Here is a 17,413-nt window from a genome sequence, read left to right on the forward strand (position 1 = left end):
TTTCTAATAGGAATATGCCTATTTGTAGCATGTCGCTGTGCGTGGTGTCACACGAACACTTCGATTGGCCTTCGGTCACGGAAATGACCTGCGGTTTCGGGCCACGCGTCGACGTGTCGCTAACGGGTTGATCGCCCGCACTGGGCGCGTGCGATCAACCCGCTAAGGCGAAATCGCGTCGCTCTGCGGGTCGATCAGGATCTTGGCGTGCGCTTCGGCCGCGCCGAGGACCTCGAAGGCGCGTGCCACGCCGCTCAGCCCCACAGTCCCGGTGACGAGCGCCGAGGCGTCCACCTTGCCGTCGGCGAGCAGGTGCAATGTGTCGCGGAACTCCAGCGGCGTGTAACCGAAGACGAACCGCAGGTCGATGTCTTTGCCGTTCGCGACCGCCGGGCGGAAGTGGTCGGTGCCCATGCACACGCCGACCACGACGACCCGTGACTGCACGGGAGCCGCGCGGATGATGCCGTCGATGATCCCGGGCACGCCGACACATTCGAAGACCACGGGCCGCTTCGGGCTCGCCGCGCCCAACCTGTCGGCGACCCGGTAGAGCTGCGACCAGCCCGGCACGCGGCGCAGCTTCTCCATCGTGCCGACGGCGAGTTCAAACAACTGTTGAGCCTCGGTGATCGCCCCGGACTGACCGGCGGCCGTGTACGGGGAGTCGACGGCGGGATCGACGACGACGTCGGCGCCACAGCGCGACGCCATCTCGCGGCGCGTGGCGGAGAAGTCACTCGCGACGATCGTGGCCACGCCGAGCGACTTCAGATGGCAGATCACCGCGAGACCGACCGGCCCGCAACCGATGACGATCGCGACATCACGCTTGCCGATCTGGCTGCGGCGCACCGCATGCAGGGCCACCGCCATCGGCTCGGTCAGCGCAGCGATATCGAGGTCGAGCCCATTCGGGACGACAAAGCTCATCGAGGCTTCGGCGAGGACGTGCTCGGCGTAGGCGCCGGGTGCCAGCGGGGACAGCCCGGTCATGTGCACACCGCCCGCCGCTCGCACCATCGGAAACGACACCACGGGAGCCCCGGCCTTGAACTCCTTGGCGGCGCCCGGGCCGCGCTCGGCTACTTCACCGACGAACTCGTGGCCCAACACGACCGGCGTGTCCCGACGCATGAAGTCCGGATAACCGACCTCGTCCATCACGTCGGTCAGTTCGTCGGCATGGTCCTTCGCATGTAGGTCGGATCCGCAGATCCCGCAGCGCCGCACCTCGAGCAGCAGTTGCCCGCGTGCTGGGGCAGGGGTCGGGAGGTCGACGACGGACAGATTGCCTTGTTCACAGCTGACGGCCTTCATGCGTCCATCGTGTACCACGCGGACTGGGGACTAGACGGCCGCCGCGCTCCGCCCCGCCCGCCGGCCGTAGAAGCTTCCGTCGCCCAACGAGATACCGCTCGCGTAGCCCCACGCCGCGAGGCCCGCGGTGCAGCGCCCCGCGGCGAACAGGCCGGGGATGGGCTCGCCGCTAACGTGCAGCACCTCCGCGTCCAGCGACGTCAAAAGTCCGCCCAGGGTGAATCCGCCGGTGCTCTCGCGCAGATCGATCGCGCCGACCGGTGTGCCGATCGGTCGCAGCCACTGCGGCTTCTTGTGCAGCAGCGGATCCTCACCCGCGGCGGCGCCGGCGTTGTAGGCGGAGACGGTCGCTTGAAGCGATCCCGTCGGCAACCCCATCTCGGATTCGAGTTCGGCCACCGACTCGCACACCCAGGTCGGCGGGCGCAGCATCAACTGCGGCGACAACGAGGCCATCGCCTCCTCCTGAGCCTTCTCGTCGATGATCAGGTACGCCGTGTTGTCCTGGTGGTAGAGCGTCAACTGTCCGACCCTGCCGGGATAGGTGTCCTCGGCGACGTAGCGCTGCCCGCGGCCGTTGACGAGGATGCCCCGCACCAGCTGTTGCGGATCGATGAAGATGGCCACCTCGGTGGCGTCCATGTGGGCGAGGTCGGCGCCCAGCGCCTGCGCCATCCGGATGGCCTGGCCGTCATGCTGCTCGATGGCGGCGGCGGGTCGGCCGGCGATGCGCGGGGCGTACTGGGCGACCATGGCCTCGTTGTAGGCGAAGCTGCCCATCGCGAGGACCACTCCGCGACGCGCCCGCACGGCGATCTCCTCGCCGTACCGACGCGCACGAACACCGACCACGCGGCCGTCGGACTCGACGATCAATCGCTGCACGCGGACGTCGTAGATGGCCCGTGCTCCCGCCGCGGTGGCCGTCTCCACGAGCGGCTTCATCAGCATGTAGCCGGCGCTCGCCTCGCCCTGCTTCTTGTCCGACATCTGCGGGACGTGTCCGCGCGGTGCGGGCGTGGCGATGGTGTTGAACGGGTAGGAGTTCTCCCCGCCGCTGTACATCAACCCCTGATCGCCCATGGGTTCCCAACCCGGCTCGCCGAAGAATTCCGGCTTGAACCGCACACCGCAGCCGACGAGCCAGTCGAAGTGCTCGAGGCTGGCGTCGCAGTAGTCGGCGATGCGCTTCTCGTCGGCACCGGGCCCCATCGCGACGTTCAGGTAGGCGGCCATGTTCGCGACGGAATCGTCGAAGCCACAGGCCTTTTGGATGGGTGTGCCACCGCCCAGGTAGATGAAGCCACCGGCCATCGACGCCGCGCCGCCCCACGAGCCGGTTCGTTCGAGGACCAGGACGTCGGCGCCGGCGCGCGTCGCTTCCACCGCTGCCGCAGCACCGGCGATGCCGAAGCCGGCGATGACGACGTCGGCCTCCTCGTCCCACTGCGCGATATCCGCCGCGGGCAGCGGAGTGACGTCACCGTTCACGGGCGCATCGCCGCCGGCAGGTCGGAGACCCACTCGTGACCCCAGTAGCTGTCGGCCGTGATTTCCTCTGCGGTGTAATAGGTTTCGTCGACCCGCATACCGTCGGTGCCGAACTCGATATCCCAGTCACCGGGCGCGCGCACGTAGAACGACACCATCTTGTCGTTGGTGTGCCTGCCCAGCGTCGAGGACAACTGGAAGCCGTCCCTGTTCACCCGGTCGAGTGCCTGTCCGACGGTGTCAAGGCTGTCGACCTCCACCATCAGGTGGATCAGGCCCGGGTCTCGCAACGTCATCGCCGGGCAGATCGCCAGGCTGTGGTGGCGCGCGTTGATACCGAGGAACCGCACGCGCAGCGGCCCGAACTCCGGCGGCGTCGGAACGCGAAACGCCCCGCGCGACTTGAATCCCAGAACCTCGGTGTAGAAACCGAACAGGCCAGGCACGTCGAGGGCCGGCAGCACGACGTGGCCTAACCCCTGATCGCCGGTGACGAACCTGGCACCGTACGGCGTCACCACCGGGCTGTGGTCGAGTACCGCACCGTGGAAGACCTCGGTGGAGGTGCCTGCCGGATCGTCGAATGCGATCACCTCTTCGACCCGGCGTGCGTCGGCCTCCTCGAGTGAGAGTTCCTTGACCGCTATGCCGGCGCCGTCCAGAGCGGCCTTCACCCGGGTCAGCGCCGCATGGTCGCGGACTTCCCAACCGACGGTGACGATCTTGTCGACGTCGCCGGGAACCACGATGATGCGCGCGGCGCGCTCGTCCATGCGTAGATACAGCGCATCGCCGTCGGGACCGGAGCCTTCGGCGAAACCCAGCACCTTGAACGCGAAGTGGCGCCAGCGCTCGATGTCGGTGGCCTGGACCTTGACATATCCGAGGCTCTTCAGATCACTCATCAGATCATCGCCCGCAGCGGGCCCTGTGGATCCACGCCCAGCGAGCTCAGCGCCGAGGCGTGAAACACCGTGCCGGGCACGTGAATTGCGTGCAGCTGCCCGACATGAACGTCGCGCCAGTACCGCTGCAAGGGCTTGTCCATGCGTGCGGCGTTGCCGCCCGAGCGGGCGAAGATTTCGTCGACGGCGGACACGGCGCGCCACACCGCGCGGATCTGGGTGCGACGTCCGGCGGCCCGGTCCTCGAAGCTGACCTCCTTGCCCGCGGCGACCATGTCGTAGATGCGGTCGGCATTGGCGAGCAGTTCCTGGCGTGCGGCGTTGATGTCGGCGGCCGCCTCTCCGATGGCGTACATGACGTACGGGTCGTCCTTGATCGCAACGCCGCTGGAGTTCACGCGCTCGCGCTGATAGTCCAGATGCGCGGCCAGCGCGCCCTCGGCGATGCCGATGGTGGCGGCCGAGATACCGAGCGGGAACATCGTCGACCACGGCATCAGGTACAACGGCTCGGTCATACCCGCCTCACGCTGGGCGGTGCCGTCCATCACCTTCATCGCGTCCATCGTGCGGTACTCCGGTACGAACGCATCGCGCACGATGACGTCCTTGGATCCGGTGCCGCGCAACCCGACGACGTCCCACGAGTCCTCCACGATCTCGTAGTCCGAACGCGGCAGGACCATGTGCAGCATCTGCGGTGGCATCAGCGGCTTGCCCTCGGCATCACCGATCATCGCGCCGAGGATGATCCAGTCGCACGCGTCGGTTCCGGAGCTGAACTGCCACCGTCCGTTGAAGAGGTAGCCCCCGTCGACCGGCTTCGCGACGCCCTGCGGCGCGTACGGAGACGCCATCCAGGTGTCGACGTCCTCGCCCCAGACTTCCTCGCCTACCCGCGGATCGGCGTATGCCAGCTGGTACGGGTGCACACCGACCACGCCGTTGATCCAGCCCGCCGCGGGGTCCAGGGCCGCGGTGGCCATCACGGTCTCGGCGAATTCGCGGGGATGGGCCTCGTAGCCGCCGTGCTTCTTGGGCTGCAGCAGGCGGATGGACCCGGCGGCCTTCATCGACTTGACCGTGGTGTCGGTCAAGCGTCCGATCTTCTCGGCCTCGGCGCCCTGGTCTTTGAACTGCTCGGCCAGGTGCATCACCCGGTCGAGTACGCGCTCACTCATGCTGATGTCCTCACTATCGGCTGCACTTGATGGTCTACCGCACCGGACGGGCGAATGGGACGCAATCCCGGTCAGCGGGCGGGGTTTCGGCTCAATACGCGACATGAATGTCGTCGCTGAGCGGTCGGGCCTGGCACCCCAGGATGAGGCCGTCGGCCAGGTCGGCGGGCTCGAGGATGTCGCAGGTGGCCATGTCGACCTCGCCGGACACCACGGTCGCGACGCATGACCCGCAGTGGCCTTCCCGGCACGAGTGCGGGGCATCGATCCCGGCGTCGAGCATCGCGTCGACGAGGGTCTTCTCGCGCGGCCAGCGAAGGTGGTGGCGGGTTCCGTCCAGATCGACGCAGGCGGTGGTATCGACCCGGGTAACGCTGGCCTCGGTCTGTGACATGCGCTGATCTTCACCGTCCGCGGCCACCGGGTCGACCGGTCCTTCCGATGGGCGGAACCTTCCTGCCTCGATTGCCCGGTCATCGGGAAACTGCAGGGGTATCGGCTCCGCCACGACCTACCGTGGCTGCGTGGGTATCTCCGAGGAGCGGTCGAACGTGGACGCGGTGGTGGTCGGCGCCGGCTTCGCCGGCCTGTACGCGTTGCACAAACTGCGATCGCAGGGCTTGTCGGTGCGGGTGTTCGAGGCGGCGCCGGAGATCGGGGGGACCTGGTACTACAACCGCTATCCGGGTGCGCGCTGCGACGTCGAGAGCGTCGACTACTGCTACTCGTTCGATCCGCAGCTCGAGCAGGAGTGGGACTGGTCGGAGAAGTACGCGACCCAGGCCGAGATCCTGCGCTACCTGAACTGGGTGGCCGACAAGCTCGACCTGCGCGACGGCATCACGTTCAACACCCGGGTCATCTCGGCGGTGCTCGACGAGAACGATCTGAAATGGACGGTGACGACCGACGCGGGTGAGGTCGTCACCGCGCGCTTCTGTGTGATGGCGACCGGTCCGTTGTCGGCAGCGCTGACGCCCGACATTCCCGGCCTCGACGGTTTCGCGGGGGAGCTGTACCACACCGCGCACTGGCCGCACGAGCCCGTCGACTTCACCGGCAAGCGAGTCGCGGTGATCGGTACGGGTTCATCGGGCATCCAGTCCATTCCGGTCATCGCCGAACAGGCCGATCGCCTCTACGTCTTCCAGCGGACCCCCAATTACAGTGTGCCCGCCGGTAATCGACCACTGACCGACGAGGACCGCGCCCAGATCAAGGCGACCTACGCCGAACGCCGCCGGTTGTCGTGGCGCAGCGGCGGAGGCTCACCGCACATCGCTCATCCGAAGCTGACGATGGAGGCCACGCCCGAGGAGCGCCGGGCGGCGTTCGAGAAACGCTGGGAACTCGGCGGTGTGCTGTTCTCGAAGACGTTCAGCGACCAGATGATCGATATGGCCGCCAACGAGGAGGCGCGCAAGTTCTACGAGGAGAAGATCCGCGCGGTGATCGACGAACCCGAGGTCGCCGAACTGCTCATCCCCAACGACCACCCCATCGGGACGAAGCGAATCTGCACCGACACCAACTACTTTCAGACATTCAACCAACCGCACGTAAAGCTGGTCAGCGTGCGGAAGACGCCCATCGTGTCGATCGACGCGACGGGTATCAACACCTCCGACGCCCACTATGACGTCGACGCGATCGTGCTGGCCACCGGCTTTGACGCGATGACCGGCGCACTGGCCAAGGTCGACATCGTCGGCCGCGGCGGTCAGAGTCTGCGCGACGATTGGGCGCACGGTCCGCGCACCTACCTCGGTCTCGGGGTGGACGGCTTCCCGAACCTGTTTTTGGTCTCGGGCCCCGGTGCGCCCGCGGTGCTCGCCAACATGGTGCTGCACGCCGAGGCGAACGTGAACTGGATCGCCGAGGCGATCTCCTACCTCGACGGACATGGTTACACCGCACTCGAACCCACCGCCGATGCGGTGGACAACTGGATCACCGAGTGCAACCGGCGCGCGGATGCGACGTTGTTCCCGAAGGCCAACTCCTGGTACATGGGCGCCAACGTCCCGGGCAAACCGCGCGGATTCATGTTGTTCATTGGCGGTTTCGGTGTCTACCTCGACATCTGCAACGAGGTGGCCGCCGCGGGTTACAAGGGCTTCCGGCTGCTGGGGCCGTCCTAGGCCTCACGGGTCAAGAACGCCAACACCACGTTCTCAAAGGCCTCCTGGGCCTCGATCATCGCCCAGTGCCCGCAATTCGGGAACACGTGTAGCTCGGCGTTGGGGATGGTGCGCATCGGTATCAACGCCATGTCCAGCGGGCTCACCCGATCGTCTCGCCCCCACGTCAGCAGCGTGGGTGCGGCGACCCTGTGCATCTGCGCCCAGGGCAGCGGCGCGTCGCTGCTGCGCATGAACGCCATCATCTGAGCGAAGGCCTTCTTGCCGTACATGCGGCGGGCGGCGGCCAGGGTGTCCGGATCGGTGGCCAACTGCCAGCGTTCCTCGATCAGCTGTTCGGTGACCAGAGACTGGTCGTAGACCATCGAGTTGAGCCAGTCGACCAACCGCTGCCGGGTCGGATCCTCGGTGAACTCCTGGAGCAGCCGGATCCCTTCGCTCGGGCCGGGACTGAAGATGTTGGTGCCGATGCCGCCGATCGTGACCAACCGGCCGATGCGGTCGGGGTTGTTGATCGCGAAGTTGATGCCGACACCGCCTCCCATCGAGTTGCCGACGATGTCAACGTGGTCAACCCCGAGCGCGTCGAGAAACGGTGCGACAGTGCCCTGTGCGGTGATCATCGGATGTCCGCCGAAATCGTCGCTGACCCCGAAACCGGGAAATTCCAGAATCAGGCACCGGAACCGCTCGGCGAAGGTCGGTAGCACGCCGCGGAAGTTGCGCCACCCCGTGACGCCGGGGCCGGAGCCGTGCAGAAACAGCAGCACGGGACCGTCGCCCACGTCGTAGTAGCGCAGCACTCCGGCAGGTGTCGGCGCCTCGCGGCGGTCGTTCTCGACTCGGGCGATGAAGGCTGCGGTATCGGTCACGCCCCATAGCCTGCCACGCGCATATTTCACCGCCGGCGGTTGTTCCGTTCATCGGGCGTCCCGGTAAGCGGGATGCTCACTGTGCCGCTGAACGATTCACTGCGACGCTGCCGATCGAGACACGGGCCGTCGATGCGCCCGCGTAATCAGGAGGCCCGATGTCACCCGCGATCCCGTCAGGGTGTTTCGCGATGACGGCCGCACGCGGAGTCGTGAGGTGATGGCGACCGACGCACCGGAGCGGTGGTCGGCGGGTCTGCCGCCGTTGCGGAATTTGGCCGGGCCGATGCAGGCGGTCGGGGCGTTGTTCGCGATGTCGGCTGATGCGGTGCGGTTTGTGTTTCGTCGGCCGTTTCAGTGGCGGGAGTTTTTGGAGCAGTGCTGGTTCATCGCTCGGGTGTCGTTGGCGCCGACGTTGTTGGTGGCGATTCCGTTCACGGTGTTGGTGTCGTTCACGCTCAACATCTTGTTGCGCGAGTTGGGTGCTGCGGATCTGTCGGGGGCGGGGGCCGCGTTTGGTGCGGTGACTCAGGTGGGTCCGATCGTGACGGTGTTGATCGTGGCCGGTGCGGGCGCGACGGCGATGTGTGCCGATCTGGGGTCGCGCACGATCCGCGAGGAGATCGATGCGATGGAGGTGTTGGGCATCAACCCGGTGCAGCGGTTGGTGACCCCGCGCATGTTGGCCTCGGGTCTGGTGGCGTTGTTGCTCAACAGTTTGGTGGTGATCATCGGGATTTTGGGGGGTTACACGTTTTCGGTGTTCATCCAGGATGTGAATCCGGGTGCGTTCGCTGCGGGGATCACGTTGTTGACCGGGGTGCCCGAGGTGATCATCTCGTGTGTGAAGGCGGCGTTGTTCGGGTTGATCGCCGGGTTGGTGGCGTGTTTTCGCGGGTTGACGATCACCGGTGGTGGAGCCAAGGCGGTCGGTAACGCGGTCAACGAGACGGTGGTTTATGCGTTTATGGCGTTGTTCGTGATCAACGTGGTCGTCACCGCCATCGGCATCCGAATGACCACGGGCTAACGGCATATCATGGGCACCGCAACGATTTTGCGCACGACGTATCCGCGCTTGAGCCGTGAGGCCCAGCGGCCGGTCGACTTCCTCGGCCGCATCGGCGATCACATGTTGTTTTATCTGCGGGCGCTGGCGGGGGTTCCGCATGCGGCGGTGCATTTCCGCAAGGAGATCGTGCGGTTGATCGCTGAGATCTCCATGGGCGCGGGCACGTTGGCGATGATCGGTGGCACGGTCGCGATCGTGGGCTTTTTGACGTTGGCTGCCGGTGGCACGCTGGCGGTGCAGGGGTATTCGTCGTTGGGCGATATCGGTATCGAGGCGCTGACGGGGTTTTTGGCGGCGTTCATCAACGTACGTATCGCCGCACCGGTGGTGGCCGGGATCGGGCTGGCGGCCACGTTCGGGGCCGGGGTGACCGCGCAGTTGGGCGCGATGCGCATCAACGAGGAGATCGACGCACTCGAGTCGATGGCGATCCGGCCGATCGAGTATCTGGTGTCCACGCGCATCGTGGCCGGCATGGTGGCGATCACCCCGCTGTACTCGATTGCGGTGATTTTGAGCTTTGTTGCCAGCCAGTTCACCACGGTGGTGTTGTTCGGCCAGTCCGGCGGGCTGTACGACCACTACTTCGACACGTTTTTGAACCCGATCGATTTGTTGTGGTCATTCCTGCAGGCGGTGCTGATGGCCATCACCATCCTGTTGATTCACACCTACTTCGGCTACTTCGCCTCCGGCGGTCCTTCGGGTGTGGGGGTCGCGGTCGGCAACGCGGTGCGCACCTCGCTGGTGGTCGTCGTGTCGGTCACCTTGCTGGTGTCACTGTCCATCTACGGTTCCAACGGCAACTTCAACCTGTCGGGATAGGTGGAACGTTGACCAGCAACCACGAGCCACCGACACAGCCGCGTGAATACGCAAGGCCGATAGCGGGTTTCGTTGCCATCGCCGCAATCGCAGCGGTCGTCGCCATCGCCGTCGCGCTCTTCCGGGGGGATTTCACCAGCACCGAGCCGGTCACCGTCATCACCGACCGCGCCGGTCTCGTGATGAATCCCGATGCCAGGGTCAAACTGCACGGCGCTCAAGTCGGCACCGTCTCCGCCATCGAACCGCTCCCTGGCGGGAAGGCCGCTATCCACCTCGCCATGGATCCCTCCGCGATGGAGTTGATTCCGGCCAACGTACGTGTCGACATCGCGTCCTCGACGGTGTTCGGCGCGAAATCCGTTGCCCTGGTGCCGCCGTCGGATCCGTCTGCGCAGTCGCTGCGGGCCGGCCAGGTTCTCGACGCCGATCACGTGTCGGTCGAGATCAACACCATATTCGAACAACTCGTCTCCGTGCTGAACAAGATCGAGCCGGCGAAACTCAACGAGACACTGGGTGCGTTGGCCTCCGGGCTCAGCGGCCGTGGCGAGAAGTTCGGGCAGGCGCTGTCCGACCTGGACACGATGCTCGCAAAGCTCAACCCCAGTCTGGACAACCTCAGCCACGACATCGCGGTCCTACCAGAAGTTCTCGACGCGTACGCCGACGCGAGCCCGGATCTCCTGGCGATCGTGGACAGTGCGTCGGCCGTAAGCGACACGATCGTCGAGAAGCAGCACGATCTCGACGCCCTGCTGCTCAGCGCGATCGGGTTCGCCGAGATCGGCAACGAAGTACTGTCCGACAACCGGCAGGCGATCACTGAAGTCCTCGACCTGCTCGTACCCACGACCGACCTGACCAGCCAGTACCACCCAGCCCTGAATTGTGTGCTGGCAGGCATGGTTCCGTTGGCCACGGCGGCGCCCTCACCAGTTCCCGGGGTTCTACTGCTGGATTCCTTCGTGCTGGGCTCCGAACGGTACCGTTACCCCGGGAACCTGCCGAAGGTGGCAGCAAGGGGTGGCCCCCAGTGCGCGGGCCTGCCTGACGTCGGATACGAAACGCGGGCGCCCTACGTCGTCAGCGATATCGACGCCAGCCGTGCGCAGTACGGCAATCAGGGCATCCTGTTGAACTCCGATGCGCTCAAGCAGGCGCTGTTCGGCCCGATCGACGGTCCGCCGCGAAACACCTCACAGATCGGGATGCCGGGATGAGCGGGGTCGGCACAGCGATCAAGCTCGGCGTCTTCTGCGCGGTGATGCTGCTGTTGACCGGCGCGCTGTTCGCGATCTTCGGCCAGTACCGCACGGGGTCGTCGAACGACTACTCGGCGGTGTTCACCGATGTCTCGAGTCTGAAAACCGGTGATTCGGTGCGGGTTTCGGGAATCCGAGTCGGCACAGTCCACGATGTCTCACTGCGACCGGACAACACCGTCGTGGTCAGCTTCGACGCCAGTACCGACATCGTGCTCACCACCGGCACCAAGGCCGCGGTGCGGTACCTCAACCTCGTGGGGGATCGCTACCTCGAACTCCTCGACGGCCCCGGCTCCACCAGGGTCGCCGGACCGGGGTCTGAGATCCCCGCCGAGCGCACCGAGCCGGCATTGGACCTCGACCTTCTCCTCGGCGGATTGAAACCGGTTATCCGCGGCCTGAATCCGGACGATGTGAATGCCCTGACCAACTCGCTGATCCAGATCTTGCAGGGCCAGAGCGGCAACGTGGAGTCGTTGTTCGCCAAAACCGCCTCATTCACGACCGCGATCGCCGACAACGGCCAGATCGTCCGGGAGCTGATCGACAACCTGAACGCGGTGATGGCGACCGTGGCCAAGGACGGGGACAAGTTCTCCGGCGCCGTCGACCGCCTCGAGAAGCTCATCACCGGTCTGGCCACCGACCGCGACCCGATCGGGGAGGCCATCACCGCGCTCGACAGCGGGACCGCCTCGCTGGCCGAGCTGATGACTCAGGCACGTCCGCCGCTCGCCGGCAGTATCGACCAACTCAACCGGGTGGCTCCGTTGCTCGAGAAGGACAAACCGCTGCTGGACATCTCACTGCAGAAGCTGCCGCAGAACTACAAGAAACTGGTTCGTCTCGGCGCGTACGGAAGCTTCTTGAACCAGTACCTTTGCGGCATCTCGGTGCGGGTCACCGACCTGCAGGGCCGCACCGCCCACTTCCCCTGGATCCTCCAGCAGAACGGAAGGTGCGGGGAACCCTGATGCTGAAATACCGTGGTGCCTCGTTGATCCGGGCCGGATTCATCGGCGTGACGCTCGTCATCCTCGTCATCGCCATCGGGCTACAGCCGGAACGGTTGTGGTCGTGGGCCACCGCCATCAGGTATCAGGCCTTGTTCACCGAGGCTGCAGGCCTGGCTCCGGGAAACGACGTCAAGGTCTCGGGTATGACGATCGGATCGGTATCCGATGTCACGCTGAGCAAGGGCAAGGCGTTGGTGACGTTCACCGTCGACGGAAAGGTCGGCCTCGGATCGCAGACCACGGCGCACATCCGCACCGGCACACTGCTGGGGGAGCGGATGATGACGCTCGACCCTGCGGGCGACGAGCGCATGAAACCGTTGGATGTGATTCCGCTGTCGCGGACCTCCTCGCCATACTCGTTGACCGAGGCGGTCAGTGAGTTCACCGCGAACACGGCGGCGACCGACACCGCATCCGTGAACCGGGCCCTGGACACGCTCTCCGAGACGATCGACCGGATCGCGCCTCAGCTCGGTCCGACCTTCGACGGCCTGAGCCGGCTGTCTTCGTCACTGAACGGCCGCGATGAGTCACTTGGTGAGCTGCTCGCCAGCGCCGCCGACGTGACCGGCGTGCTGTCGGAGCGCAGCCAGCAGCTCAACACCCTGCTCCTCAACGCCAATGACCTGATGGGTGTTCTCGAACAGCGTCGACACGCGATCGTCAACCTGCTGGCCAACACCTCGGCCGTGGCTCAGCAACTGAAGGGTCTCGTGCACGACAACGAACAGGAGATGGCCCCAACGCTGCAGAAGCTGAACTCGGTCTACGACATGCTCCAGCGCAATCGCGACAACATCGCCAAGGCGCTCACCGGTTTGTCGAAGTACCAAGTGACACAGGGTGAGGCGGTCAACAACGGCTTCTACTACAACGCCTTCGTCGGCAACCTCCTGCCCGCCCAGTCGCTGCAACCGTTCCTCGACTACGCGCTCGGCTACCGCCGCGGCGTGAACGCCGGTCAGCCGCCCGACAACGCGGGGCCACGGGCCGAATTCCCGTTCCCGTACAACGGTATTCCGGGAGGGTCGCGATGAGGCAGCGCAAACCTCTGACGGCCGCACTACTGATCGCACTGACGGGCCTGCTCGTCGCCGGGGTCGCCGTCGTCGTGCGACAAGGATTCTTCGGCCCCAGAACCATCACGGCATACTTCAGCTCGGCAACCGCGATTTACCCCGGCGACGAGGTCCGCGTCGCGGGGGTGCGGGTCGGCACCATCGAATCGATCGAGCCCGACGGGGCGCACGCACGCATGCGGCTGTCCGTCGACCGCGACGTGCCGATCCCCGCCGACGCCAAAGCCGTGATCGTCGCGCAGAACCTGGTCTCAGCGCGCTACGTCCAGCTCGCCCCTGCCTACGAGACGAGCGGACCCACCCTGCCGGACGACGCTGTCATCGGCGTCGACCGAACGGCGGTGCCCGTCGAATGGGATGAGGTGAAGACCCAATTGACCCGGCTGGCGACCGATCTCGGCCCGCAAGGCGATATTTCGACGACATCTGTGAGCCGCTTCATCGACAGCGCGGCGAACGCCATGGACGGCAACGGTGACAAGCTGCGCGAAACCATCACCCAGCTCTCTCAGGTCGGCCGGATCCTCGCCGACGGCAGCGGCAACATCGCCGACGTCATCAAAAACCTCCAGACCTTCGTCACCGCACTGCGCGACAGCAACGCCCAGATCGTGCAATTCCAGGACCGCCTGGCCACCGTCAGCAGTGTGGTCGACGCGAGTAGGTCGGATCTCGACGCAGCACTCACCCACCTGTCCGAAGCCGTCGGCGAGGTGCAGCGGTTCATCGCCGGCAGCAGGGATCAGACTGCCGAGCAGATTCAGCGACTCGCCGACGTCACACAGAACCTCTCCGACAACCGGCTTGCGTTGGAGAACGTGCTGCACGTCGCGCCCAACGCCATCGGCAACGGCTACAACATCTACAACCCCGACACCGGGACCATGATCGGCGGCTTCGCACTGGCCAACTTCGCCAACCCAGTGCAACTGGTGTGCTCAGCGATCGGAGCGGTGAAGAACGCGACGGCGCCGGAAGCGTCCAAAGCCTGTGCCGAATACCTCGGCCCCGCACTGCGCCTGCTCAACTTCAACTACCTGCCGATGCCGTTCAACGCCTATCTGCAGAAGTCGCCCAGCCCCGGCAACCTGATCTACTCGGATCCGGCGCTCGCTCCGGGCGGAGCGGGCGAAAGCCCGCTGCCGCCCGAAATCGCGCCGGCTGTATCGGCGTACACCGGCGCGGGTGACACGCCGCCGCCACCGGGTTGGAGCACCCCGGCCGGTCCGCCCGGCGCCTACGCGCCCACGGGTCTGCCCGCCGCTCCGCAACCAGCGCTGTTCCCGGGCGCACCGGTTCCGCCGGGCCCACCGGCGGCCGTGCCCCAACCGTCCTCACTCGAGGACATGCTGTTGCCGGCGGAGGCCGCGGCCGCACCGCCGACGGCGGCCCCTCCCACGGGAGGTGGTCCAACGCCATGACCCTCGCCAGATCGATCCGACGCCTCATCATCACGGTGTGCTGCGCGGCCTTCGTGGTAACCGGGTGTGAGTTCGACGGAGTCAACTCGTTGCCGCTGCCCGGCACGGTCGGCCGTGGGGAACACGCCGACGTATACCGCGTCCAGATCCGCAACGTCGGTTCGCTGGAACCGAATTCACCCGTGCTCATCGGTGATGTCGTGGTGGGCAGCATCGGCAAGATGAAGGTGACGAACTGGACCGCCGACATCGAGGTCTCGGTGCGACCCGACGTCGTCGTCCCGGCGAACGCGGTGGCTACGGTGGGACAGACCAGCCTTCTCGGATCCATGCATCTCGCACTCGACCCGCCGCTTGGCCAAGCGCCCAGTGGAGAACTCGAACCCGGTTCGACCATCGGAGTGGACAGGTCGTCGACGTACCCGTCCACCGAACAGACGCTGTCGTCGCTGTCGGTCGTGCTCAACGGCGGTGGCCTCGGCCAGATGGGGGACATCGTCCGCGAGTTCAACGCCGCGCTGAACGGACGGGAAGGCCAGATCAGGGACCTGCTGGTGCGGCTCAACGATTTCGTCGGAATGCTCGACACCCAACGCGACGACATCACCGCATCGATCGCGGCCATGAACCGGATGTCCGGAACTTTCGCATCGGAGCGCGACGTGATCAGCGGTGCACTGCAACGCATTCCGCCAGCGCTCGACGTCCTGGTCAAGGAACGGCCTCGGATCACCGAAGCGTTGGACCGGCTCGGTCGGTTCAGCGACACCGCCACCGGACTGATCGACGACACGCAGGATGACCTCGTCCGCAACCTCGCCAACCTCGAACCGACGCTTCGCGCGCTCGCCGACGTCGGACCGGACCTGGGTACCGTCCTGGCCTACGCGCCGACATTCCCCTACACGCAGAGCTTCATCGACCGTGCCATACGCGGGGACTACATGAACCAGTTCATCATCTTCGACTTCACCATCCCGCGGCTCAAGAGAGGGCTCTTCCTGGGCACCCGCTGGGGGCAGGAAGGAGCGCCGATGGTGCCCGCTCCTGGCGACCCCTGGTACCTCACCTACACCCTGGATCCGTTGAAGGCGCCGATCACCGCGACGCCCACCGAGGTGGCAGGCTTGCCGCCGCTGGTGGAAGCTGGTCAGCAACAGGCGGATTCACAGCTTGCGGTGGACCACGCGTCAGGGCCGGCACCCGGACCGGTGCCTGAAGCTCCAGCCGCGACCACCGGCGCGGTGGGCGCCGGGGGAGCGGAGGGCAACTGATGCTGACTCGATTCATCCGCAATCAGCTGATCGTCTTCACCATCGCTTCGGTGGTCGGCATCACGTTGATGTTCTTCACCTATATGCAAGTACCGACACTGCTGGGCATTGGTCGCATATCGGTGCAATTGGAGTTGCCGGGCACCGGAGGCCTTTATCGGTTCTCCAACGTGACGTACCGCGGGGTGCAGGTGGGCAAGGTCCTCGACGTGCGGCCCACTCGGGACGGTGCCGTCGCGACGCTGTCGCTGAACACGTCGCCGAAAATCCCGGCCGATGCGAAGGCGAACGTGCGCAGCGTGTCGGCGGTCGGGGAACAGTACGTGGATCTGATCCCCGAGAACGCGAACGGCCCTTTCCTGCAGAACGGTTCGGTGATCCCGCGGCAGAACACATCGGTGCCGCAAGCCGTCGGCCCGATGCTCGATCAGGTGAGCGCACTGGTCGACAGCATCCCGAAGGACAAGATCAGCGGGCTGCTCGACGAATCGTTCAGGGGCCTTGACGGAACCGGTTACGACTTCGGTTCGCTGCTCGACTCCTCGGCGACGATTCTGGGCGACGGCAATGCGGTCGTCGACCGCACCCGCGCGCTGATCGACGACAGCGGTCCGCTGCTGGACGGCCAAGCGCAGTCGGCCGACGCCATCCGCACCTGGGCGCGCAGCGTCGCGGGGATCACCGGACAACTCGAGGCCGACGACGCCCAGATGCGTACGCTCCTCGATGTCGGTCCCCGCGCGGCCGACGAGGCGTCGCAGCTGTTCAACCAGGTCAAGGCGACCTTGCCGGTGTTGCTGGCCAACCTCGTCACCGTCGGCCAGGTGGGGGTGACGTATCACGCCGCGCTGGAACAACTTCTGGTGCTGTTCCCGCCGTACGTGGCGGCCACGCAGACAGTCGGCGTGGCGCGAAACAATCCCACCGGCATGGCGCTGGGCGATTTCACGTTGGTGATCAGCGATCCGCCCGCGTGCACGGTCGGTTTCCTGCCGCCCAACATGTGGCGATCACCCGAGGACGAGACGATCGTCGACACACCCGATGGCCTCTACTGCAAACTGCCGCAGGACTCACCCATCGGCGTGCGCGGTGCGCGGAACTATCCGTGTCTCGGCCAGCCCGGCAAGCGCGCCCCGACCGTCGAAATGTGCCGCAGCGACAAGCCGTTCGAGCCGTTGGCGATGCGTCAGCACCCGCTGGGCCCGTACCCGATCGATCCCAGCCTGATCGCCCAGGGGGTCGCACCCGACGACCGCGTCGACTTCAGCGAGCGGATCCACGCTCCGCTGGAGGGCACGCCGATGCCACCATCGGAAGCGCCTCGAGAAACACCGCCCGCGACGGTGCCTGCCGGCGGCGCTCCGGTCGTGGCACCGAGCTCGTCGCGGTCCGGTGGCGGACCGTCCATTGCGTTCGCGCCCTACGATCCCCAGACCGGCCAATACGCCACGCCCGACGGCAAGGTCTTCCGACAGGCCGACCTGACCGCGCCCGCTGGCACACAGTCGTGGCAGGACCTACTCGTCCCGAACGGATGAATCG

Annotated in this window: 15 protein-coding genes; 9 read left to right on the forward strand and 6 right to left on the reverse strand. The window is 65.9% G+C overall.

The features are described 5' to 3' along the window. Positions 1 to 162: 162 nt before the first annotated feature. The 5 genes from RMCN_RS12380 to RMCN_RS12400 form a co-directional block, all read right to left on the reverse strand. Positions 163 to 1,320, reverse strand: coding sequence for a zinc-binding dehydrogenase (locus RMCN_RS12380; protein WP_064414180.1), 1,158 nt, complete (start codon positions 1,318 to 1,320; stop codon positions 163 to 165). A gap of 30 nt (positions 1,321 to 1,350) precedes the next feature. Beyond that, entirely contained in the window at positions 1,351 to 2,811 is a 1,461-nt protein-coding gene (locus RMCN_RS12385; protein WP_067389539.1) for an FAD-dependent oxidoreductase, read from the reverse strand. Continuing rightward, a complete protein-coding gene (bphC, locus tag RMCN_RS12390) occupies positions 2,808 to 3,716 on the reverse strand; it encodes a biphenyl-2,3-diol 1,2-dioxygenase (protein WP_067389408.1) in 909 nt (302 codons plus the stop codon). The genes RMCN_RS12385 and bphC overlap by 4 nt, the downstream gene beginning before the upstream one ends. Continuing rightward, the gene (locus RMCN_RS12395) at positions 3,716 to 4,897 is read right to left on the reverse strand and encodes an acyl-CoA dehydrogenase family protein (protein WP_067389411.1); all 1,182 of its coding nucleotides are present in this window, start codon (positions 4,895 to 4,897) and stop codon (positions 3,716 to 3,718) included. The genes bphC and RMCN_RS12395 overlap by 1 nt, the downstream gene beginning before the upstream one ends. 91 nt (positions 4,898 to 4,988) lie before the next feature. After that, the gene (locus RMCN_RS12400) at positions 4,989 to 5,291 is read right to left on the reverse strand and encodes a 2Fe-2S iron-sulfur cluster-binding protein (protein ID WP_067389544.1); all 303 of its coding nucleotides are present in this window, start codon (positions 5,289 to 5,291) and stop codon (positions 4,989 to 4,991) included. Positions 5,292 to 5,421: 130 nt separating this feature from the next. On the opposite strand from RMCN_RS12400, the gene RMCN_RS12405 reads away from it, so the two are divergent. Then, positions 5,422 to 7,038 carry a flavin-containing monooxygenase gene (locus RMCN_RS12405; protein WP_067389415.1) on the forward strand — a complete coding sequence of 539 codons (1,617 nt, stop codon included), beginning with the start codon at positions 5,422 to 5,424 and terminating at the stop codon, positions 7,036 to 7,038. Here the strand turns inward: RMCN_RS12405 and RMCN_RS12410 are convergent. Then, positions 7,035 to 7,910: an alpha/beta fold hydrolase gene (locus RMCN_RS12410; RefSeq protein ID WP_234787638.1), complete on the reverse strand. Its 876-nt coding sequence runs from the start codon at positions 7,908 to 7,910 to the stop codon at positions 7,035 to 7,037. The two genes, RMCN_RS12405 and RMCN_RS12410, sit on opposite strands and share 4 nt — an antisense overlap. Before the next feature lie 220 nt (positions 7,911 to 8,130). Between RMCN_RS12410 and RMCN_RS12415 the strand changes: the two genes are divergently transcribed. Genes RMCN_RS12415 through RMCN_RS12450 form a run of 8 tightly spaced genes read left to right on the forward strand, consistent with a single transcriptional unit; the run spans position 8,131 to position 17,409 of the window. Beyond that, on the forward strand, positions 8,131 to 8,940 hold the full coding sequence (locus RMCN_RS12415) for an MlaE family ABC transporter permease (protein ID WP_064350125.1): 810 nt from the start codon (positions 8,131 to 8,133) through the stop codon (positions 8,938 to 8,940). Positions 8,941 to 8,949: 9 nt separating this feature from the next. After that, positions 8,950 to 9,807, forward strand: coding sequence for an MlaE family ABC transporter permease (locus RMCN_RS12420; protein ID WP_067389418.1), 858 nt, complete (start codon positions 8,950 to 8,952; stop codon positions 9,805 to 9,807). An 8-nt stretch (positions 9,808 to 9,815) separates the two neighbouring features. Then, a complete protein-coding gene (locus tag RMCN_RS12425) occupies positions 9,816 to 11,030 on the forward strand; it encodes an MCE family protein (RefSeq protein WP_067389420.1) in 1,215 nt (404 codons plus the stop codon). Continuing rightward, complete coding sequence (locus RMCN_RS12430; protein ID WP_064413244.1) at positions 11,027 to 12,049, forward strand: MCE family protein; 1,023 nt, start codon at positions 11,027 to 11,029, stop codon at positions 12,047 to 12,049. Before RMCN_RS12425 ends, RMCN_RS12430 begins: the two co-directional genes overlap by 4 nt. Then, positions 12,049 to 13,131: an MCE family protein gene (locus RMCN_RS12435; protein WP_064413270.1), complete on the forward strand. Its 1,083-nt coding sequence runs from the start codon at positions 12,049 to 12,051 to the stop codon at positions 13,129 to 13,131. Before RMCN_RS12430 ends, RMCN_RS12435 begins: the two co-directional genes overlap by 1 nt. Continuing rightward, entirely contained in the window at positions 13,128 to 14,594 is a 1,467-nt protein-coding gene (locus RMCN_RS12440; RefSeq protein WP_067389423.1) for an MCE family protein, read from the forward strand. The genes RMCN_RS12435 and RMCN_RS12440 overlap by 4 nt, the downstream gene beginning before the upstream one ends. After that, positions 14,591 to 15,868 carry an MCE family protein gene (locus RMCN_RS12445; RefSeq protein ID WP_067389425.1) on the forward strand — a complete coding sequence of 426 codons (1,278 nt, stop codon included), beginning with the start codon at positions 14,591 to 14,593 and terminating at the stop codon, positions 15,866 to 15,868. The genes RMCN_RS12440 and RMCN_RS12445 overlap by 4 nt, the downstream gene beginning before the upstream one ends. Further along, the gene (locus tag RMCN_RS12450; protein ID WP_067389428.1) at positions 15,868 to 17,409 is read left to right on the forward strand and encodes an MCE family protein; all 1,542 of its coding nucleotides are present in this window, start codon (positions 15,868 to 15,870) and stop codon (positions 17,407 to 17,409) included. The genes RMCN_RS12445 and RMCN_RS12450 overlap by 1 nt, the downstream gene beginning before the upstream one ends. The last annotated feature ends 4 nt before the right edge of the window (positions 17,410 to 17,413 follow it).

This window comes from Mycolicibacterium novocastrense, from assembly GCF_001570485.1.
In the GTDB taxonomy this organism is placed as follows: domain Bacteria; phylum Actinomycetota; class Actinomycetes; order Mycobacteriales; family Mycobacteriaceae; genus Mycobacterium; species Mycobacterium novocastrense.